The sequence below is a fragment of the Pseudomonas sp. BN606 genome (assembly GCF_029873115.1).
Taxonomy (GTDB): domain Bacteria; phylum Pseudomonadota; class Gammaproteobacteria; order Pseudomonadales; family Pseudomonadaceae; genus Metapseudomonas.
The window spans coordinates 1-19,866 of sequence record NZ_SSOF01000083.1; the positions used below are offsets into that span (position 1 = coordinate 1).

A 19,866-nucleotide genomic window follows, 5' to 3' on the forward strand; every position below is an offset into this window, starting at 1 on the left:
ATCCTCATCGAGGGCTTCGAGGTACTCGCGCACGGCGCGGGTGCTGAGCGCCGGATCGCGCCAATCGATCTCATCGCCCGGCACCCCGCGTTGCCGGCTGGCATCCGCCTTGATGATGCTGGCGTCGACGGCGAAGCCTTCACCTTTGACCAGCCCAGCGGCCATTCAGCGCCGGAGCACCCCATTGAACAACCAGCGGAACAGGCCGCTGTCACGGAAGCGGCCGTGACGATTCTTCGAGAAGGTCGAGTGATTGGGCACTTCGTCCTCCAGGCCCAGCCGGCAGAACCAGCGGTAGGCCAGGTTCAGATGCACCTCTTCGCATAGCCGCCGCTCGGAACGGATGCCGTAGCAGTAGTCGACCACCAGCATGCGCACCATCAACTCCGGATCAATCGACGGTCGCCCAATGGGGCTGTAGAAATCCGCCAGGTGGGCGCAGGTCACTGAGATCCAGGCACTGGTCGATGCTGCGCAGGAGGTGTTGGGGCGGGAGGTGATCTTCCAAGTTGAACGAGTAGAACAGGCGCTGCTGTCCTCCCGGTAACTGTCCCATCATGCTGCCTGCCCCCACGCTCACTGAGCGCGTGATTTTGCCGGCGGCATGGGGCGGCAGCTACTTTTTCAACAGAATCGGCCAGAAGCGGACTCAGGCAATGCGTCGATGATTCGACTATCCGCAACCTTTCCCGCTCAGCTCCCAAGTGCTACGGAGTGCAGTGCGTCACCCGCGCCGATCACTGATGGCCCACGCTTTCCACCGCCTTGAGAATCACCGCGGCGACGTCGGCCGGTTGCGATTGCTGCGGCACATGGCTGCTGTGCAACTCGGTCAGCTGGGCGCCGATGCGCTTGGCGGACGAGCGCTGGACATCCGGGTGAATCATGCGATCTTCGCTGGCCAGTACGTACCAGGACGGCTTGGTCCTCCATGCTGCAACGGTGGTTTTGTCCTCGAATGCGGACGCACGAATCGGCCCTTGAGTCGCAGTCATCACGGCCGTCTGTTCAGCCGGTAGGTCTTGGGCGAAGTCTTTGGCCATGCCTTCCGGCGTCAGGTAGAGAAACCCGTTGGCATCGGGCTTGATCTGGCTGATGCCTGGCGGGGTCGGTGCGCCTTTGCCTTGTTCGCCACTGATCTGCCCGGCGTCGGGTGCGAACGCGGCGACGTAGACCAGCGCGCTGACGTTCTGCTGGTTGCCCGCTTCACTGATCACGGTGCCGCCCCACGAGTGGCCGACCAGCACCACTTTGCCTGGCTGGTTGCGTAGTGCGCGTTGGGTGGCGGCGACGTCATCGGCGAGGGAGGTGAGCGGGTTCTGCACGACGGTCACCGCAACGCCTTTGGCCTGTAGTAGCGGAACCACTTTGGCCCAGTCCGAACCATCGGCGAATGCGCCATGTACGATCACCACGGAAGGCAGGGTACTCTCGGCGTGGCTGACGCCTGCACTGAAGGTGGTAGCCAGGGCGAGGGCGACGGTAGCGAGTTGAGCGTTGATTGTTTTCATCGGGATGACTCCTGTGTAGGGAGCTCCAGTTTGCTGACGGGCCTGCACGGCGGGTATCGGTCATTTATCCGAGCCAGGGAGTTTTCATGGATAGCACGCATCGATACGACATTTCCTTAGGCGCGGCACTGGCGGCCATCGCCCAGGTCGGTGATCTCAGCATGGGCCAACCGCTGGGACACTCCCTACGCGTGGCTCGCCTGGCCAGGCAGCTGGCGCAAGCGAGACAGGCAAGCGCCGAGCAGATGAGGGTGGTGGAGCAGGTGGCCTTGCTGCGCTGGTCGGGCTGCACGGCCAATGCCGACGGGTTTGCCCACCTGCTTGGCGACGATGTGGACGGCCGCCGCGCCATGCTGGACGGCACGTTGAGCGCCGCCGACATGAACGCCGTGCACAAAGCGGCGCCGCTTGCCGTGGTGCACTGCGAAGTGGCCGGCGAAATTGCCAGAACGCTGGAACTGGGCGACGCAGTGGAGACCGCGCTGTGCCGGGTATTCGAAACCTTCGATGGCAGCGGCCGGCCACTGGGGTTGACCCATGAGCACATCCCAGAGGCGGCCTACCAGGTGGTGCTCGCCGGGGATCTGGACATTCTCAGCCGCGCCCATGGGGTGGAGGCGGCGTTGAAGTGGATCCATGAGCAGGCTGACCGGCGCTACCCAGCCGCCCTCGCGGCGTTGCTGGTGAACAATGCGAAGGGCTGGTTGGCCGGGTTGGACGCCACCGCTGACACTCAGGGCGTCTCGGACAGCGAACGCCCCGTTTGCCTGAGCCTGGTGGGTGATGTGATCGATTTGAAGCTGCCGTGGCTGGCGGGGCATTCGCGGCAGGTGGCCCATATCGCCGTAGAGGCCGCTCGCTTGTGGGGCGTGGCCGAGTCCAGACGGGCGGAAATCGGTAAGGCCGCGCTTATCCATGGACTGGGCCGGGCCGCCGTTTCCAACCACGTGTGGAACACCGCCGGGCCGCTGCCCTACGGCGCTGCGGAGCGTGTGCACTTGGTGCCGTACTGGACGCACAAAGCGACTCGGTCGATCCGCGAACTGAGCGCGCCGGGCGAGATCGCTTCCTATGTTTACGAACGCCTCGACGGCAGCGGCTACTACCGAGGCACAGCGGCGGAGGCACTGTGCGCCGAGAACCGCTTGCTGGCCACTGCCGTCGCTTGGGTAGCGTTGCGTGGTACCAGGCCTTGGCGTGTCGCGCACAGCGAAGCCGATGCTGCCAGGCTGCTTAAACAGGAGGCCAGTCGCGGCGTCTTCGACGGTGAAATCTGCGATGCGGTGATCGCCGCCGCCCGTGGCGAACGCACCCTCACCCAGCCCAAGAACCCGCTGCTCACCCCACGTGAATGCCGCATCCTTCTGGAGATCAGTCAGGGCGCCAGCAACAAGGAAGTTGCGCGCAATCTGGCCATCAGCCCAAGTACCGTGCGCACGCACATGGAAAGCATCTTTCGCAAACTGGGGTGTTCCACCCGGGCGGCGGCGACGCTGAAAGGACTGACGCTGGGTTTGATTGCCTGATACCCATCGCGGACTAAACGCCCGCACGGGCCAGGGCAATGAAGGCCTTGAGCGCGGCCGACGGGTTGCGGCGGTTGGCGTAGTACAGGCACAGGGCGTCGCGCGGCGGGGTCCAGGCTTGCAGCACCCGTTCGAACTGACCCGTTTCGATTTCTTCCATGACGTCCTGCTCCATGAAAAAACCGAGCCCGATGCCTGCCTGCACCACGGCCTTGGCCACGCCAGGTTCGTCCAGGGTGAGCGGGCCGCGCACATCCAGGCGGATAACCTCGCCATCGCGCTCGAACTGCCACGGGAAAATCGCCCCGTTGGGTAAACGGATACGCAAGCACGGATGCTGGAGCAGGTCTGTTGGGGTGAGCGGCCGGCCATGGGCGGCAAAGTAGGCGGGTGTGCCCACCACCGCGTAGCGTTGCGGTTGACCCAAGGCGATGACGATCATGTCGCTGGGCACCAGATTCGTCGCCCGCACGCCGAGGTCAAACCCATCGGCAACGATGTCGACCAGGCGCCCCTCTGTGACCAGGTCGACGTGTACCTGTGGATAGCGTCGCAAGAACTCCAGCACCAGTGGCAGCAGCGCAGCGCGGGCGGCGCTGGCGAACGCATTGATACGCAGCACACCCGACGGCCCGGCGTTGTGCGAGCGCACCGCGTCCAGCCCGGCACGCACATCCCGCAAGGCCGGCCCCACCTGTTCGATGAACATCTCGCCCGCTTCGGTCAGCGACACGCTGCGTGTGGTGCGATTGAAAAAGCGCGTTTCCAGGCTCGCTTCCAGCTTGGCGATGGTGTGGCTCAATGCCGTGGTTGAAATTCCGAGGTCGATGGCCGCCTGGCGAAACGACGCCCGGCGTGCAACGGCCATGACCGCTTCCAGTTCGTTGAGGCTGACGCGCGGGTCCGACGTGGGATTGTCCTGAATTTTGGGATTACTCGTTAACCGTTGTCCCAGTTGAGCAAACAATTTATGGCGCGCCAACATTGCTCTCGTTCAATCCAACAACCCAAGCGAGAGGAGACAGGCCATGAACCTTGATCTGAGCGGCAAACGAATTCTGGTTACCGGTGGCACCAAAGGCGTTGGCAGCGCTGTTGTAAAACTGTTGCTGGAAGAGGGTGCCCAGGTGCTGACCTCGGCACGGCAAGCCACCGAGGACACGCCGCAGGCGGTGTTTTTCGCCGCGGACCTGACAACCGCGCAAGGTTGTGAGGCGTTGGCGGCGGCTGTCCGGGAGCGCCTGGGTGGCGTGGATATCATCGTGCACGTGCTGGGCGGCTCCACCGCTCCCGGCGGCGGGTTTGCCGCATTGGGCGAGGATGAGTGGCAGAACGAACTGAGCCTGAATCTGCTTCCGGCCGTGCGCCTGGATCGTGCGCTGCTGCCGGACATGCTGCAGCGCAAAGCCGGCGTGATCATCCACGTGACGTCCATCCAGAGCCGCCTGCCGTTGCCCGAAGCGACCACGGCCTATGCGGCGGCCAAGGCGGCACTTTCCACCTACAGCAAAAGCCTGTCCAAAGAAGTGTCGCCACAAGGCGTACGGGTGGTTCGGGTGTCGCCTGGCTGGGTCGAAACCGAAGCATCGGTGGCCTTGGCCGAGCGCCTGGCGCAGAACGCGGGCACTGACTATGAAGGGGGTAAGCAGATTGTCATGGACGCATTGGGCGGCATACCTCTGGGCCGACCGGCCAAGCCACTCGAGGTGGCCGAACTGATTGCCTTCCTGGCTTCGCCGCGCTCGGCGTCGATCACAGGCAGCGAGTTCGTGATTGATGGCGGCACGGTGCCGACGGTTTGAGTCGCCGGCAGCCATTCACTTGGGTGGGGCCACATTCATAGCTGAAATGTGTGGCATGTCGCCGAAGGGTTTTCCCTGCCTCAGCGCGCTGGGCCGCAAGCGTTGATCGGTTTGCTGGTGGTGGCGTTCAGCAAGATTAGCCAGGCCATGGAGCAGAAGCAGTAGCCTCCAAGCCCGCATGTTCCGGTCAGTGTTCTTCACTGCACCGCACGTCCTTCGAAGTGATCATCAACGCTTGCTGCGCCGTTGATGACGATCAGGCTCCGCGAGGAATGTCTGATCGCCGTCAGGTCAGAACTTGGCGCGCGGTGTTATCGATACCGCTCGTGGGTGACCCAAGATATTGCAGCCCTGGAAGGCAGCTATTGGCCGAGTGCGGCCGTCCGCTATGGGGAGGACTTCTGCCTTGGTGGCTGGCTGCTGTCGGCCGAAGTCGGAGCTACTCACCAATGAAAAAGGGCCGGTGAGCATTGCCCACCGGCCCTTTCTCGTACTCCTTCGACCCCAGTTCCTTTGGGGTTAATGGTCTTGACCGTACAACGAGGCCATCCTGGGATGGCCGGCGCCGCTACCCTCCCCAGGGCATCGGCTGTGCACCTTCTCGGTGCATCCGTTTCAACATTCAGTGAAAAAGTTTCAGTGTTTGTTGAAAAACTACGGGACCCGGATTCAATCCCAGCTCAGCGCGCCGCCGGTCTGGTACTCGATGACGCGCGTCTCGAAGAAGTTCTTCTCTTTCTTCAGGTCCATGATTTCGGACATCCATGGGAACGGGTTGGTCGCGCCCGGGTATTCCTCTTTCAGGCCGATCTGGGTCAGGCGGCGGTTGGCGATGAATTTGAGGTAGTCCTCCATCATCGCGGCGTTCATGCCCAGTACGCCGCGCGGCATGGTGTCGCGAGCGTATTCGATTTCCAGCTGGGTGCCCTGCAGGATCATCTGGGTGGCTTCGTCCTTCATCTGGGCATCCCACAGATGCGGGTTCTCGATCTTGATCTGGTTGATCACGTCGATGCCGAAGTTCAGGTGCATGGACTCGTCACGCAGGATGTACTGGAACTGCTCGGCGGTGCCGGTCATCTTGTTGCGGCGGCCCATGGAGAGGATCTGGGTGAAGCCGCAGTAGAAGAAGATGCCTTCCAGTACGCAGTAGTAAGCGATCAGGTTGCGCAGGAACTGGCGGTCGGTCTCTGGGGTGCCGGTCTTGAACTCGGGGTCGGAGATCGAGCGGGTGTACTTGAGGCCCCAGGACGCCTTTTTCGCGACGCTCGGAATCTCGTGGTACATGTTGAAGATCTCGCCTTCATCCATGCCCAGCGACTCGATGCAGTACTGGTAGGCGTGGGTGTGGATCGCCTCTTCGAACGCCTGGCGCAGGATGTACTGGCGGCACTCGGGGTTGGTGATCAGGCGGTACACGGCCAGCACCAGGTTGTTGGCAACCAGGGAGTCGGCGGTGGAGAAGAAGCCGAGGTTGCGCATCACGATGCGGCGCTCGTCTTCGCTGAGGCCGTCCTTGCTCTTCCACAGGGCAATGTCGGCGTTCATGTTCACTTCCTGCGGCATCCAGTGGTTGGCGCAACCATCCAGATACTTCTGCCAGGCCCAGTCGTACTTGAAGGGTACGAGCTGGTTGAGGTCGGCGCGGGCGTTGATCATCTGCTTGTCGCCAACCTGCACGCGCGCGGCGGAGCCTTCGAGGTCGTCCAGGCCTTCCTGGATGTCGAGGGCGTCGAGGGCCTTCTTGGCGCGGGCTACGGCGTCGGAGTCGTCGGCCGATACGGCGCGGGCGTCTTCAACGGAGCCAGCGGCTTCGTCGTCGAGCTTGTCGATGTTCTTGGCTGCGGCCTGGGCAACGGCGGGGGCTGCCTTGGCTTCGGTGGGGTCTTCTTTGTCGAATTCGTCCCAGCTGAGCATTGTTCCTCTCCTGGTCTGCGGACCGGTCTATGCCGGCCTGGGTGTTTGGGTGCGTGGATGGATGCACGCGAAAGCGTTGGATCAAGGACGGGGCGGTGGATTGCCCTGGCCTGTGCACACCCGGTTTGTGGATGTGATTGTTCGAATATCTGTGCTGCCTGAGGTTTCCCTCACCCCGGCCCCTCTACCAGTGGGAGAGGGGAGGGGAATTTCACTCCCGGTCGAGCGTGGTGCTGTGCGAGTGACCGCTAGGCGCCCGGTTGGCTGGAACCCCTGAGCGTACGTATGTACGTGATGGGGGCCGGCCAGCCGGGCAACAACGCGGACGCCGCTCAGCGACGCGCGCTTATTGGCACGCTTCGCAGTCGGGGTTATCGATGGAGCACGCGCTGGGCACTGGAGCCGGAGCCGGTGCTGCAGCCGGAGCGGCTTGCAGGGTTTCGCTGCCACCCGCCGATACGGCGTTCAGCTTGCCGGTGTTGATGGTCGACTTCTCGGTGCTGGTGGCGGCCAGGGCGCGGAGGTAGTAGGTGGTTTTCAGGCCACGGTACCAAGCCATGCGGTAGGTCACGTCCAGTTTCTTGCCCGAGGCGCCGGCGATGTAGAGGTTCAGGGACTGGGCCTGATCGATCCACTTCTGACGGCGGCTGGCGGCGTCGACGATCCACTTGGTTTCGACTTCGAACGCGGTGGCGTACAGGTCTTTCAGGTCTTGCGGGATGCGCTCGATCTGCTGCACGGAACCGTCGTAGTACTTCAGGTCGTTGACCATGACCGGATCCCACAGGCCACGGGCTTTGAGGTCGTGTACCAGGTAGGGGTTGATCACGGTGAACTCGCCGGAGAGGTTCGATTTCACGTAGAGGTTCTGGTAGGTCGGCTCGATGGACTGCGATACGCCGGTGATGTTGGCGATGGTCGCGGTCGGCGCGATGGCCATGATGTTCGAGTTACGAATACCTTTCTTGACGCGTTCGCGAACCGGGGCCCAGTCGAGGGACTCGGTCAGGTCGACGTCGATGTACTTCTGGCCACGGGCCTCGATGAGGATCTGCTGGGAGTCCAGCGGCAGGATGCCCTTGGACCACAGGGAGCCGTCGAAGGTCTCGTAGGCGCCGCGCTCGTCGGCCAGGTCACAGGACGCCTGGATGGCGTAGTAGCTCACCGCTTCCATGGACTTGTCGGCGAACTCGATGGCAGCGTCGGAGCCGTAGGCGATGTGCTGCAGGTACAGGGCGTCCTGGAAGCCCATGATGCCGAGGCCAACCGGGCGGTGCTTGAGGTTCGAGTTGCGAGCCTGCGGGACTGAGTAGTAGTTGATGTCGATAACGTTATCGAGCATGCGCACTGCGGTCTTGACGGTCTTCTCGAGCTTGGCGGTGTCCAGCTTGCCGTCGATGATGTGGTTGACCAGGTTGATCGAGCCCAGGTTGCAGACCGCGATCTCGTCCTTGTTGGTGTTCAGGGTGATCTCGGTGCAAAGGTTGGAGCTGTGGACCACGCCCACGTGCTGCTGCGGGCTACGCAGGTTGCACGGGTCCTTGAAGGTCAGCCACGGGTGGCCGGTCTCGAAGAGCATCGAGAGCATCTTGCGCCACAGGTCTTTGGCCTGGATGGTCTTGAACAGCTTGATCTTGCCGTACTGGGTCAGGGCTTCGTAGTACTCGTAGCGCTCTTCGAAGGCCTTGCCGGTCAGGTCGTGCAGGTCCGGTACTTCGGACGGCGAGAACAGGGTCCACTGGCCATCGTCGAACACGCGCTTCATGAACAGGTCGGGAATCCAGTTCGCGGTGTTCATGTCGTGGGTACGGCGGCGGTCGTCACCGGTGTTCTTGCGCAGCTCGATGAACTCTTCGATGTCCATGTGCCAGGTTTCGAGGTACGCGCAGACGGCGCCCTTGCGCTTGCCACCCTGGTTCACGGCTACGGCGGTGTCGTTCACGACTTTCAGGAACGGCACCACGCCCTGGGACTTGCCGTTGGTGCCCTTGATGTAGGAGCCCAGCGCACGGACCGGAGTCCAGTCGTTGCCCAGGCCACCGGCGAATTTCGACAGCATGGCGTTGTCGTGGATCGCGTTGTAGATGCCCGACAGGTCGTCCGGCACGGTGGTCAGGTAGCAGGAGGACAGCTGCGGACGCAGGGTGCCGGCGTTGAACAGGGTCGGGGTCGAGCTCATGTAGTCGAAGGACGACAGCAGGTTGTAGAACTCGATGGCGCGTTCTTCTTTCTGCTTCTCTTCGATGGCCAGGCCCATGGCCACGCGCATGAAGAAGACCTGAGGCAGTTCGAAGCGGATGCCGTCCTTGTGTATGAAATAACGGTCGTACAAGGTCTGCAGGCCGAGGTAGGTGAACTGCTGGTCGCGCTCGTGGTTGATGGCCTTGCCCAGCTTTTCCAGGTCGAAGGTCTTCAGCTGCGGGTCGAGCAGTTCGAACTCGACGCCTTTTTCCACATAGGCCGGCAGGGCCTTGGCGTAGAGGTCGGCCATCTCGTGGTGAGTGGCGCTCTCGGCAACACCGAGGAAGCCCAGCGCTTCGGCGCGCAGGGTGTCCATCAGCAGGCGGGCGGTGACGTAGGAGTAGTTCGGCTCGCGCTCTACCAGGGTACGGGCAGTCATCACCAGGGCGGTGTTGACGTCCTTCTCGGCTACGCCGTCGTAGAGGTTCTTCAGGGTTTCACGCTCGATCAGCGAGCCGTCGACTTCGGCCAGGGCTTCGCAGGCTTCGCTGATGATGGTGTTCAGGCGGCCCATGTCCAGCGGCTGCTGGCTGCCGTCGGCGCGGGTGATGCGGATGCTCGGGTGCGGCTGGGCTACGTCGCTGGAGGCGCTGCGCTTGGAGCGCTCCTGGGCGCGGGATTCGCGGTAGATCACGTAGTCGCGAGCGACTTTCTGCTCGCCGGCGCGCATCAGGGCCAGTTCGACCTGGTCCTGGATTTCCTCGATGTGGATGGTGCCACCGGAGGGCATGCGACGCTTGAAGGTCGCGGTGACCTGCTCGGTCAGGCGGGCGACGGTTTCATGGATACGCGAAGAAGCAGCGGCAGTACCGCCTTCCACGGCGAGAAACGCTTTGGTGATGGCAACGGTGATCTTGTCGTCGGTGTACGGGACGACAGTGCCGTTGCGTTTGATCACGCGCAGCTGGCCAGGCGCAGTGGCGGCCAGATCCTGGTTGGAATCTGCTGCCTGCGGCGCTGCGGCCTGCGGGTTCTCGCGAGTGGTGTCGGTCTGCATGGGGTTCTCCATGTTCTGATTTATGTAAGAGCGCCCGAGTCGCCTTCATTCCCTTTCACAACGCGATGCGCACGGCGGGACGCCGAACGCGAAACGTGGAGCTACGAGGCAGAAGGACAGGACTCAAGTGCCTTCCTGGCCCTACAAGTCAAACGTCACGGTGTTAAACCGCCGTGACAAACACAATACCTAGTGGTGGACGCTACTCACGTCGCACCTGCTTCCGGCCCCCAGTCACGTTCTTTGTGTCCTGGGCCGGCACCGCTCGCCTGAGGCGAATGGTGGGTGAATTACCGCAAATGACGCACCGGTGGTCAGGCCCTGAAAAAGCCTTTAGCGCTTGATTCTAATTGTGTCCGGTGGTACGCCCTCACCCCAATATGTAGGGGCTGGGCTCGATGGGGGTACAAGATAATGCGCTGTTGGGGGTATTGCAAGGCGACCCACAACATCTAGCCTGTGGATAAGTTGTGGGTGATTTGTGGGTGACTGCGGAGTAACGGAGGCAAAGGCCCGGTGGCTCTAGGCTCTGCCGTTCGTCGCCGCCGAATGGGCGTTTTTCGAGGTGTGGCGGCGCTGTCGATGGCGTCGCAAGCTAACACAATATCTTGTGTTTCCGTATCTGATTGGCATGCGCTGTGCTATCGGTCCGGCATTGATACAATGCGACCCTTTTCATGGTGGTCTGGACGCTGTCTACGGGAGTGAGTGGTGGAGCAAGAAGCCTGGCGAATCCTCATAGTCGAAGACGATCAGCGACTGGCCGATCTGACGCGAGAGTACCTGGAAGGCAATGGCCTGCAGGTGGCCATCGAATCCGATGGTGGCCAGGCCGTGGCGCGCATTCTGAGGGAGCGCCCCGATCTGGTGGTGCTGGACCTGATGCTGCCGGGCGAGGATGGCCTGTCTATCTGCCGCAAGCTGCGTGGCCAATATGAGGGCCCGATCCTGATGCTCACTGCGCGCACCGATGATATGGACCAGGTACTCGGCCTGGAGCTCGGCGCCGATGATTACGTCTGCAAGCCGGTGCGCCCGCGTGTGCTGCTCGCGCGCATTCGCGCCCTGTTGCGGCGAAGCGAGGCGGTGGCCGAAGCGCCCGTGGCGGAAAACCAGAGACGGCTGGAGTTCGGCCCGCTGGTCATCGACAACGCCATGCGCGAGGCCTGGCTCAGTGAGCGCAGCATCGAATTGACGAGTGCCGAGTTCGACCTGCTCTGGCTGCTGGCGGTGAATGCCGGGCGCATCCTGTCCCGCGAGGAGATCTTCAACTCCCTGCGCGGCATCGAGTACGACGGCCAGGATCGTTCCATCGATGTGCGCATTTCGCGTATCCGCCCAAAGATCGGCGACGACCCGATGCACCCGCGCCTGATCAAGACAGTGCGCAGCAAGGGCTACCTATTTGTAAGAGAGGCTGCCGAAGGCCTCTGACGGGCCGGTTGGCGGCCCGCTGCGTCCGGGCGACAGTCCATGAATTCGATCTTCCTGCGTATCTATGGCGGCATGCTGGTGACGCTGGTGCTGGTGGCGCTACTCGGCGTGTTCACCATTCACCAGGTCAACGAGGTGCGCTCCGACCAGTACCGCGAGAGCCTGGCACGCGGCACCTTCCGCCTGATGGCGGACAACCTCCAGCCCATGAACAACGTGGAACGCCGCCGTGCGGTGGTGCTCTGGGGGCGCCTGCTGGGCATTCCCCTGGAGCTGGAGTCCATGGACAACGCGAAGCTGGACAACAGCGCACGCAGCCGTCTGGTACGCGGCCAGGTGCTGGTCGAGCAGACGGGCCCCCACGCCGCGAGAGTCTACGGCCTGGTCAGCATGAGCGAGCGATTGTTGCTGACCGGCGAGGTGGAGCAGATCAGCGAGCAATTGGCGCGGGCCACCGTCTACCTATTGATGGATGAGCTGGTGCGTTTCCCGGTGAACGAACAGCCCCAACGCCTGGCGTCCCTCAAGGAGAACAAGCAGTTCGGCTTTGATCTGCGCCTGATCCCGTTGAGGAGCGCCGACCTCGACATCGACCAGCGCCGCCGGGTGGATGAGGGCGACACGGTCATGGCCCTGGGCAAGGATGGCGATTCCATCCGTGTTTTTGCCGGCATGGTGGACACTCCCTGGGTACTGGAGATGGGCCCGCTGCACCAGATGAACCCCTATCCGCCGCAGTTGCTGGTGCTGATCGGTTTCCTCGGCCTCACTCTTATCGGTCTGACCGTCTACTTCCTGGTGCGCCAGCTGGAGCATCGTCTGATGGGCCTGGAAAGCGCCGCCACCGATATTGCCCAGGGCAAGCTGGATGCACGGGTACCGGCCAGGGGCGCGGATTCCGTAGGGCGTCTGGCAGCAGCGTTCAATGGCATGGCCGAGCAGTTGCAGCGCTTGTTGATGCTGCAGCGGGAGCTGATCCGCGCTGTATCCCATGAGCTGCGTACCCCGGTGGCGCGGCTGCGCTTTGGTCTGGAGATGATCGCCGACGCCGAGAGTGAGAGTGCCCGGCGCAAGTACATGGATGGTATGGACGGTGACATCCAGGAACTGGACAAGCTGGTGGACGAGATGCTGACCTACGCGCGCCTGGAACAGGGCTCGCCGGCCCTGCATTTCCAGCGAGTGGACCTGGATGCCCTGTTCGACCAGGTGATCGCCGAACTTTCCCACCTGCGCGCCAATGTGCGCATCGAGCGTGGTCTGTGCCTGAATGTTGGCACTGACGGCGCCTGGGTCGAGGCCGAACCGCGTTACCTGCATCGCGCCCTGCAGAATCTGGTGAGCAACGCGATGCGCCATGCCGAATCGCGGGTTCAGTTGAACTATCAGATCGGCCACAAGCGTTGCCGCATCGACGTCGAGGACGACGGCCCGGGCGTGCCGGAAAGCCAGTGGGAAAAGATCTTCAAACCCTTCATGCGCCTGGACGACAGCCGTACCCGCGCCTCCGGTGGCCACGGTCTGGGGCTGTCCATCGTGCGACGCATCATTTATTGGCACGCCGGCCGCGCGCAGATCGGTCGCAGCGAAACGCTGGGTGGTGCGCGCTTCAGCCTGGTGTGGCCGCGGCGGCAGAGCGAGGCGGAGACGTTGTAAGACGGCCCGTGGGGCCACATTCTCTGTGGGCGAATTCATTCGCCCACAGAGGTTTTTTGCCAGCGGCTCGTCTTAGGCGGCGACTGCCACCAGGCTCAGCACTCGTCCCTGGAACTCGCAGTGCCAGCCTTCGAGTTCACTTCCTGCCTTCCATTCTTCCGACAGGCCGATCAACAGCCTCAGGCGTGCTCGTGCGTTGTCGCAGCCCAGCAGTTCGGCATCGTGGAAGTAGAAACGTTTTTGCACGATGGGGTAGAGGGCCTTGAACAGGCTTTCCTTGATGGAAAAGGTCAGGGTAATGCGCTGGGCCTGCTGGTCGGGCGTAAGGCTATCAAGCCGTTGCAGTTCGGCAGGGGTGAGGATTTCTTCCGCCAGGCGCAGGGCACGCTCGGCCTTCATGGGTTCTTCCAGGTCCAGGCCCAGGCCGCGCCACTGGTTGTGATTGGCGACCAGCGCGGTGGCCAGCCCGTGGCTATGACTGATCGATCCGGTGATGCCGGCGGGCCAGACCGGTGCGCGGTCCTCCCCAAGGGCAGGCACGTCGGCACGGCCAGTCAGGGCGAGGAGGGCAGTACGGGCGCAGAGGCGGCCAGCGAGGAATTCTGTCTGCCTCTTCGCCACCGAGCGCTGGATATTGGTGGGCGCGGGGACGGCGCTGCGCGGAAAGTCGTCGGCGCTGAGCAAGTCCGGATCGAAGCGACAGGAGCGCATGACTACGCCCGGCAAGGCTTCAGGAAAGGGCCAGGTCGAGTCGAAGGGGCTGCAGCAGGCGGGGTGTTTCGGGTTCATGGCGGCATTCTGCCCGGCGCCGCTGGAATGGGCCAGCGGCCCGCGCGTTTACATATGTTTGCAAATGGCAAACAAAGCGAAACGGAAGCCCGCCCCAGGTTTTTGCCAGACTACGCGGGCGTTTCTTCTGGAACGCAGGTGAGGTTGTAGTCTGGAAACCTGGCAGTGCCGGTTCCGGACATTTTCTCTGAATTGAGTGCGGGAGCCCGGATGGGCTCCCGTTTTTTTTGTCTGCGATTCAGGGGCTGAGGGCTAAATGCCCGCCGACGAGGCCAGCGGAAAGGGCTTCAGGCGGGGTAAGAAGTTTCGTTCAGCTCAGGTTCAAGAAGGGTTCAGCGGCGGTTCAGTGGCTGGTGGGCAATCTAGCCCCCGAGTTCAGCAACTACACGACCACTCGAAAAGGAATCCCACCATGAACCGTACCTTCAGCCATATCGCCCTCGCTTCCGCCTTGGCCCTTGCTGCCGCCGGCGCCCAGGCCGCGGACAACTTCGTCGGTCTGACCTGGGGGCAGACCAACAACAACATCCAGAAGTCCGATTCGCTGAACGCGAACCTGAACAATCCCAATCTGGACAAGGTCATCCACAAGACTGGCACCTGGGGTGTACGTGCCGGCCAGCAGACCGACGGCGGCCGCTACTACATGACCTACGAGAACTTCTCCGATACCAATAGCGGCTACAAGCTGCGCCAGCAGAACCTCCTCGGCAGCTACGATGTGTTCGTGCCGGTGGGTGCATACAACACCAAGCTGTTCGGCGGTGCGACCCTCGGCCTGGTCAAGCTGGAGCAGGAAAGCAAGGCCATGAGCCGCGACAGCAACATCAACTACGCTGCCGGTCTGCAGGCCGGTATTCTCCAGGACCTGAGCAAGAATGCGTCGATCGAGGCCGGCTACCGTTACCTGCGTACCAACGTCAGCACCGACATGGGTGAACACGGAGGTCCGCGTCTGGGCTCCCTGGATCTGCATAGCAGCGGCCAGGCCTACCTGGGCGCCAACTACAAGTTCTGATGCGTTACATGCAACGGGCCGGGCATTTGCCCGGCCGCCTCATTGATACGGAGAGCGGCCCATGAAACTGCTGGTTGTGGAAGACGAGGCGCTGCTGCGTCATCACCTCTACACCCGTCTCGGCGAGCAGGGGCATGTCGTGGATGCGGTGCCCGATGCCGAAGAAGCGCTATATCGCGCGGCGGAATACAACCATGACCTGGCAGTGGTTGACCTCGGCCTGCCGGGCATGAGCGGGCTGGATCTGATCCGTCAGTTGCGCAGCCAGGGCAAGAGCTTCCCCATCCTCATTCTCACCGCCCGTGGCAACTGGCAGGACAAGGTCGAGGGGCTGGCCGCCGGGGCTGACGATTACGTGGTCAAGCCTTTCCAGTTCGAGGAACTGGAGGCACGGCTGAATGCACTGTTGCGGCGTTCTTCGGGGTTCGTTCAGTCAACGATAGAGGCGGGTCCGCTGCTACTGGACCTGAACCGCAAGCAGGCACAACTGGACGGTGAACCCGTAGCGCTCACAGCCTACGAATACCGCATCCTCGAATACCTGATGCGTCATCACCAGCAGGTTGTGGCCAAGGAGCGGCTGATGGAGCAGCTGTATCCGAATGATGAGGAGCGTGATCCCAATGTGATCGAAGTGTTGGTCGGTCGCCTGCGCCGCAAGCTGGAGGGCGGCAGCGGATTCAAGCCGATCGACACTGTGCGCGGCCAGGGCTACCTGTTCACCGAGCGCTGCCGATGACCAAGGCATGGCGGAATTTCTACCGCCCGATGGGATGGTCGCTGCGCCTGCGACTTATGCTGGGTGCCGCCGCGATGGCGGTGCTGTTCATGCTCGCATTGCTGCCAGCGCTGCGGGGCGCCTTCGTGATCGCCCTCGACCAGTCCATCGAGCAGCGGCTGGCCGCCGATGCCAGTGCGCTGATCGCGGCGGCCCGTGTGGAGAACGGTCAGCTGGAGATGCCCGACAAGCTGCCCAACGAGGAGTTCGACAACCTGGAGGCCAGTCAGCTTGGCTACATCTACGACAGTGAAGGTGCCAAGGTCTGGCAGTCCCTTTCATCGCGGGATGAGCAGGTGACCTACCGGCCGCGCTACGACGGCCAGGGCCACGAGTTTCTCAGGGTCGCGGATGCCAAGGGGCGCGAGTTCTTCGTCTACGACGTGGAGGTGGACCTGCTGCGCGGGCAGCGCGCCGCCTACAGCGTCGTCACCATGCAGCCGGTTAGCGACTACCAGTCCATGTACGACGGATTCCTCCAGCAGCTCTACCTCTGGCTGGGAGGAGCGCTATTGGTGCTGCTGGGGTTGCTCTGGTTCGGCTTGACCTGGGGCTTTCGCAGCCTGCGCGGGCTCAGTGCCGAGCTGGACCAGGTGGAATCCGGCAGTCGTGACAGCCTGAGTGACGACCACCCGCGTGAGCTGCTGCGCCTGACCAAGTCCCTCAATCGCCTGCTGGATAGCGAACGCCGTCAGCGCGAGCGCTATCGCAATTCGCTGGACGACCTTGCCCATAGTCTGAAGACGCCGCTCTCCGTGCTGCAGGGCGTCAGCGAGAACATCGCCGCCCGGTCGGACAACCGCGAGCAGGCGCGGGTGCTGCAGAGTCAGATAGAGCGCATGAGCCAGCAGATCGGCTACCAGCTGCAGCGGGCGTCACTGCGCAAGAGTGGCCTGGTACGTCACCGGGTGCGTCTGGCGCCGCTGCTGGACACCCTTTGCGATGCGCTGGACAAGGTCTATCGGGAGAAGCGTGTGCGTGTGGAGCGGGATTTCGACCAGGACCTGATGATCCCTATGGAGCAGGGAGCCTTGCTGGAGATGCTCGGCAACCTGCTGGAGAACGCGTTCCGCCTGTGTCTGGGGGAAATTCGCGTCAGTGCCCGTGTGCGCGGCGGTCATTGCGAACTCAAGGTGGAGGACGACGGCCCCGGCGTGCCGCTGGATCAGCGCGAGCGCATCCTCAAGCGCGGCGAGCGGCTGGACGCCCAGCATCCGGGGCAGGGCATAGGTACGGCGGTAATCAAGGACATCATCGAAAGCTACGACGGCGAACTGTTCCTGGAGGAGTCCCCGTTGGGCGGGGCGGAGTTCAGGATTCGGTTTCCGTTGCTCTGAAATCGGCTGAAGCCCACCCTACGGCAGAACTGCGTTCTGCTTGGCGGATGAATTCGCCCCTACAGCCCATCCACATTCCGGGCCGATTTAGGTCTCCTGCGCCCGATACGCCCCCGGCGTCAGTCCGGTCCACTTCTTGAACGCCCGATGGAATGCCGATGGTTCGGAGAAGCCGAGCTGTTCGGCGATGTCCTGGATGGAGAGTTCATCCCGGCCCAGGTGGTAGATGGCCAGGTCGCGGCGCAGGTGGTCCTTCAGTTCCTGGAAGCTCGAACCCTCCTCCCGTAAGTGTCGACGCAGGGTCTGCGGGCTGATGTGCAGGTGCTGGGCCACCGCTTCCAAGTCTGGCCAGGTACGGCAGTCGCGGCCAAGCAGGCGGCGGATCTGGCTGGTCAGACTGTCGCCGCCATCGGGACGGGCCAGCAGGTCGGCCGGGGAGTGTTCGAGGAAGTGCTTGAGCGTGCGCTCGTCTTGTAGCAGCGGCATGGCCAGGTAGCGCGAATGAAAGCGCAGGCTGATGCGCGGCGCCCCGAAGTGGCGGCTGGTGGGGAAGAGCAATTCGTACTCGGCCGCGTGGGCCGGTTTGGCATAGCTGAAGGTGGCTTCCTCCAGCCGGATGCGCTGGCCAATCAGCCAACTGCCCAACCGATGCCAGATAACCAGCAGGCTTTCCACCAGGAAGTGGTCCGGGTCGCGGAGCAGCGCGTCGTCCACCGTCAGGACGGCGAAATCGCCGTCCCGTTCCAGCTGGATGCGCGGGGCATCAGGGAACAGCCCGTAGAAAAGGGTACCCCTCACGAGGGCCTTTTCCAGGCTGCGGCAATGGATGATTGCGTGGCACATCATGGCGAAGGTGCCGCGCTTGCTGCGCTGCTGGCCGAAGCCCATGTACTCGTCGTCGAGCACTTCCCAGAGCAGCTGCATCAGTCGCGCGAACTGTTCAGGAGCCACGCGGGCCCGCGGTTCGTCCAGCAGGGCCGGCTGAATGCCGGCGGCACGCAGCAAGGGGGTGCAATCCACGCCATGGTGCATGGCGCCGCACAAGGCGGCCCGGACGAAATGGCTGGCGATTGTGCGCTCGCGCATGGGGCTGATCCGTGGTCAGGGAGGCCGATGTTAGGGCGTGGCTGGAGGCGGCCACAAGGGCGCAAGTGGCGGAAATCCCCCTGGGGTCCTGGCGGAAATCCGCCCAAGGGATGCGTTGGGCTGGGTTTGTTTCTCTTTCAAGTCATTGAAATATAAGACTTTATTAAAATCAGAGGACTTGGCACAACGGCTGCTATGGAGAGAGTGCCGTCCATTCGACTGGACCGCACAACAACAAAAGTCTCCCAGACAGGGAGATATGTCGATCACAGTGACGCCAGGCCTTACGGAACAGGTCGGGATCACTTGAAAGGAACACTGCCATGTCCCGCCAACCGTTCTACAAGAGCCTGTACGTCCAGGTCATCGTCGCCATCGCCATCGGCATCCTGCTGGGTCACTTCTATCCGGAGACCGGTGTTGCGCTCAAACCCCTGGGTGACGGCTTCGTCAAACTGATCAAGATGGCCATCGCGCCCATCATCTTCTGCACCGTGGTCAGCGGCATCGCCGGCATGCAGGACATGAAGGCAGTGGGTAAGACCGGCGGCTACGCGCTGCTGTATTTCGAAATCGTATCCACCATCGCGCTGATCATCGGCCTGGTCGTGGTCAACATCGTCCAGCCTGGTGTCGGCATGCATGTCGATCCGGCCACCCTGGACACCAAGGGCATTGCCGCCTTCACCGCTGCCGGCGAACAGCAGAGCACCATTGCCTTCCTGCTCAACGTCATCCCCAGCACCATCGTTGGCGCCTTCGCCTCGGGTGACATCCTGCAGGTGCTGTTCTTCTCCGTGATCTTCGCTTTCGCCCTGCAGCGCATGGGTGACTACGGCAAGCCGGTGCTGGAATTCATCGATCGCATCGCCCAGGTCATGTTCGGCATCATCAACATGATCATGAAGGTCGCCCCCATCGGTGCCTTCGGTGCCATGGCCTTCACCATCGGCCAGTACGGCGTGGGTTCGCTGGTGCAGCTTGGCCAGTTGATGCTGTGCTTCTACATCACCTGCGTGTTCTTCATCCTGGTGGTCCTGGGCGGTATCGCCCGTGCCCACGGCTTCAGCATCCTGCGCTTCATCCGCTACATCCGCGAAGAGTTGCTGATCGTACTCGGTACGTCTTCTTCCGAGTCGGCCCTGCCGCGCATGCTGAACAAGATGGAAAAACTGGGTGCCAAGAAGTCCGTGGTCGGCCTGGTGATCCCCACTGGCTACTCCTTCAACCTGGATGGCACTTCCATCTACCTGACCATGGCTGCGGTGTTCATCGCCCAGGCTACTGACACCACCATGGACATCACTCACCAGCTGACCCTGCTGGCTGTGCTGCTGATCGCATCCAAGGGCGCCGCCGGCGTCACCGGTTCCGGCTTCATTGTGTTGGCCGCCACTCTGTCCGCCGTTGGCCACCTGCCGGTTGCCGGCCTGGCACTGATCCTCGGCATCGACCGCTTCATGTCCGAAGCCCGTGCCCTGACCAACCTGATCGGCAACGGCGTTGCCACCATCGTGGTCGCCAAGTGGTGCAAGCAACTGGACGAAGACACTCTGCAGCGTGAGCTGGCTTCCAGCGGAAAGTCCGAAGCTCCTGCCGCTCCGCAGACCGCTGCCTGATCGACGACTGCTACAGCGTTCTCCTCCCCGCGAGGAGACTTTCTCAAGCCCGGCTCCCCGTAGCCGGGCTTTTTTTGTCCTGCCGAATGGCTCTTCGACTTGATCTGGGTCAAGCCCGGTGCGCTGGCGCCAAAGGAACATTCTCGCCCTTCACG

14 protein-coding genes and 1 pseudogene are annotated in these 19,866 nt (G+C 62.6%); 8 read left to right on the forward strand and 7 right to left on the reverse strand.

The features are described 5' to 3' along the window. Together E8E75_RS26080 and E8E75_RS26085 are read right to left on the reverse strand one after the other, a co-directional pair. Positions 1–559, reverse strand: a pseudogene (locus E8E75_RS26080) (transposase); the annotation flags it as partial. Positions 560–737: 178 nt separating this feature from the next. Next, entirely contained in the window at positions 738–1,511 is a 774-nt protein-coding gene (locus tag E8E75_RS26085; RefSeq protein WP_120652049.1) for an alpha/beta hydrolase, read from the reverse strand. A gap of 86 nt (positions 1,512–1,597) precedes the next feature. On the opposite strand from E8E75_RS26085, the gene E8E75_RS26090 reads away from it, so the two are divergent. Further along, complete coding sequence (locus E8E75_RS26090; protein ID WP_153917870.1) at positions 1,598–3,037, forward strand: HD domain-containing phosphohydrolase; 1,440 nt, start codon at positions 1,598–1,600, stop codon at positions 3,035–3,037. A 13-nt stretch (positions 3,038–3,050) separates the two neighbouring features. Here the strand turns inward: E8E75_RS26090 and E8E75_RS26095 are convergent, their stop codons facing one another. After that, positions 3,051–3,962 (reverse strand): LysR family transcriptional regulator, encoded by a 912-nt coding sequence (locus E8E75_RS26095; protein WP_280359915.1) that lies wholly within the window; start codon positions 3,960–3,962, stop codon positions 3,051–3,053. 103 nt (positions 3,963–4,065) lie between these two features. On the opposite strand from E8E75_RS26095, the gene E8E75_RS26100 reads away from it, so the two are divergent. Beyond that, entirely contained in the window at positions 4,066–4,839 is a 774-nt protein-coding gene (locus E8E75_RS26100; protein WP_120652043.1) for an SDR family oxidoreductase, read from the forward strand. A 669-nt stretch (positions 4,840–5,508) separates the two neighbouring features. Here E8E75_RS26100 and E8E75_RS26105 read toward each other — a convergent pair. Further along, positions 5,509–6,756, reverse strand: a complete 1,248-nt coding sequence (locus E8E75_RS26105; protein WP_028628950.1) for a ribonucleotide-diphosphate reductase subunit beta — start codon at positions 6,754–6,756, stop codon at positions 5,509–5,511. A 346-nt stretch (positions 6,757–7,102) separates the two neighbouring features. After that, a complete protein-coding gene (locus E8E75_RS26110) occupies positions 7,103–9,994 on the reverse strand; it encodes a ribonucleoside-diphosphate reductase subunit alpha (protein ID WP_120652041.1) in 2,892 nt (963 codons plus the stop codon). A gap of 711 nt (positions 9,995–10,705) precedes the next feature. Between E8E75_RS26110 and E8E75_RS26115 the strand changes: the two genes are divergently transcribed. Both E8E75_RS26115 and E8E75_RS26120 read left to right on the forward strand, forming a co-directional pair. Next, entirely contained in the window at positions 10,706–11,428 is a 723-nt protein-coding gene (locus E8E75_RS26115; protein ID WP_120652040.1) for a response regulator, read from the forward strand. A gap of 39 nt (positions 11,429–11,467) precedes the next feature. Next, a complete protein-coding gene (locus E8E75_RS26120) occupies positions 11,468–13,084 on the forward strand; it encodes an ATP-binding protein (protein WP_120652038.1) in 1,617 nt (538 codons plus the stop codon). A 72-nt stretch (positions 13,085–13,156) separates the two neighbouring features. On the opposite strand, the gene E8E75_RS26125 is transcribed toward E8E75_RS26120, so the two are convergent. After that, positions 13,157–13,873 carry a 4'-phosphopantetheinyl transferase superfamily protein gene (locus tag E8E75_RS26125; protein ID WP_153917874.1) on the reverse strand — a complete coding sequence of 239 codons (717 nt, stop codon included), beginning with the start codon at positions 13,871–13,873 and terminating at the stop codon, positions 13,157–13,159. Positions 13,874–14,285: 412 nt separating this feature from the next. On the opposite strand from E8E75_RS26125, the gene E8E75_RS26130 reads away from it, so the two are divergent. From E8E75_RS26130 to E8E75_RS26140, 3 genes are all read left to right on the forward strand, one after another. Continuing rightward, positions 14,286–14,891, forward strand: coding sequence for an outer membrane beta-barrel protein (locus E8E75_RS26130; RefSeq protein WP_153917876.1), 606 nt, complete (start codon positions 14,286–14,288; stop codon positions 14,889–14,891). Between the two features lie 61 nt (positions 14,892–14,952). Then, positions 14,953–15,630, forward strand: a complete 678-nt coding sequence (locus E8E75_RS26135; protein WP_077525528.1) for a response regulator — start codon at positions 14,953–14,955, stop codon at positions 15,628–15,630. A gap of 29 nt (positions 15,631–15,659) precedes the next feature. Continuing rightward, on the forward strand, positions 15,660–17,006 hold the full coding sequence (locus E8E75_RS26140; RefSeq protein ID WP_120655239.1) for an ATP-binding protein: 1,347 nt from the start codon (positions 15,660–15,662) through the stop codon (positions 17,004–17,006). Between the two features lie 87 nt (positions 17,007–17,093). Here the strand turns inward: E8E75_RS26140 and E8E75_RS26145 are convergent, their stop codons facing one another. Then, a complete protein-coding gene (locus tag E8E75_RS26145; protein WP_120652032.1) occupies positions 17,094–18,092 on the reverse strand; it encodes an AraC family transcriptional regulator in 999 nt (332 codons plus the stop codon). 323 nt (positions 18,093–18,415) lie between these two features. Between E8E75_RS26145 and E8E75_RS26150 the strand changes: the two genes are divergently transcribed. Further along, positions 18,416–19,711 (forward strand): dicarboxylate/amino acid:cation symporter, encoded by a 1,296-nt coding sequence (locus E8E75_RS26150; protein ID WP_120652031.1) that lies wholly within the window; start codon positions 18,416–18,418, stop codon positions 19,709–19,711. Positions 19,712–19,866: the final 155 nt, after the last annotated feature.

What these genes read in the sequence shown, in the direction of transcription:
- E8E75_RS26085 (WP_120652049.1), bottom strand. Translation starts at nt 1,511, where the DNA reads ATGAAAACAATCAACGCTCAACTCGCTACCGTCGCCCTCGCCCTGGCT.
- E8E75_RS26090 (WP_153917870.1), top strand. Translation starts at nt 1,598, where the DNA reads ATGGATAGCACGCATCGATACGACATTTCCTTAGGCGCGGCACTGGCG.
- E8E75_RS26100 (WP_120652043.1), top strand. Translation starts at nt 4,066, where the DNA reads ATGAACCTTGATCTGAGCGGCAAACGAATTCTGGTTACCGGTGGCACC.
- E8E75_RS26105 (WP_028628950.1), bottom strand. Translation starts at nt 6,756, where the DNA reads ATGCTCAGCTGGGACGAATTCGACAAAGAAGACCCCACCGAAGCCAAG.
- E8E75_RS26110 (WP_120652041.1), bottom strand. Translation starts at nt 9,994, where the DNA reads ATGCAGACCGACACCACTCGCGAGAACCCGCAGGCCGCAGCGCCGCAG.
- E8E75_RS26120 (WP_120652038.1), top strand. Translation starts at nt 11,468, where the DNA reads ATGAATTCGATCTTCCTGCGTATCTATGGCGGCATGCTGGTGACGCTG.
- E8E75_RS26125 (WP_153917874.1), bottom strand. Translation starts at nt 13,873, where the DNA reads ATGAACCCGAAACACCCCGCCTGCTGCAGCCCCTTCGACTCGACCTGG.
- E8E75_RS26130 (WP_153917876.1), top strand. Translation starts at nt 14,286, where the DNA reads ATGAACCGTACCTTCAGCCATATCGCCCTCGCTTCCGCCTTGGCCCTT.
- E8E75_RS26135 (WP_077525528.1), top strand. Translation starts at nt 14,953, where the DNA reads ATGAAACTGCTGGTTGTGGAAGACGAGGCGCTGCTGCGTCATCACCTC.
- E8E75_RS26140 (WP_120655239.1), top strand. Translation starts at nt 15,660, where the DNA reads ATGGGATGGTCGCTGCGCCTGCGACTTATGCTGGGTGCCGCCGCGATG.
- E8E75_RS26145 (WP_120652032.1), bottom strand. Translation starts at nt 18,092, where the DNA reads ATGCGCGAGCGCACAATCGCCAGCCATTTCGTCCGGGCCGCCTTGTGC.
- E8E75_RS26150 (WP_120652031.1), top strand. Translation starts at nt 18,416, where the DNA reads ATGTCCCGCCAACCGTTCTACAAGAGCCTGTACGTCCAGGTCATCGTC.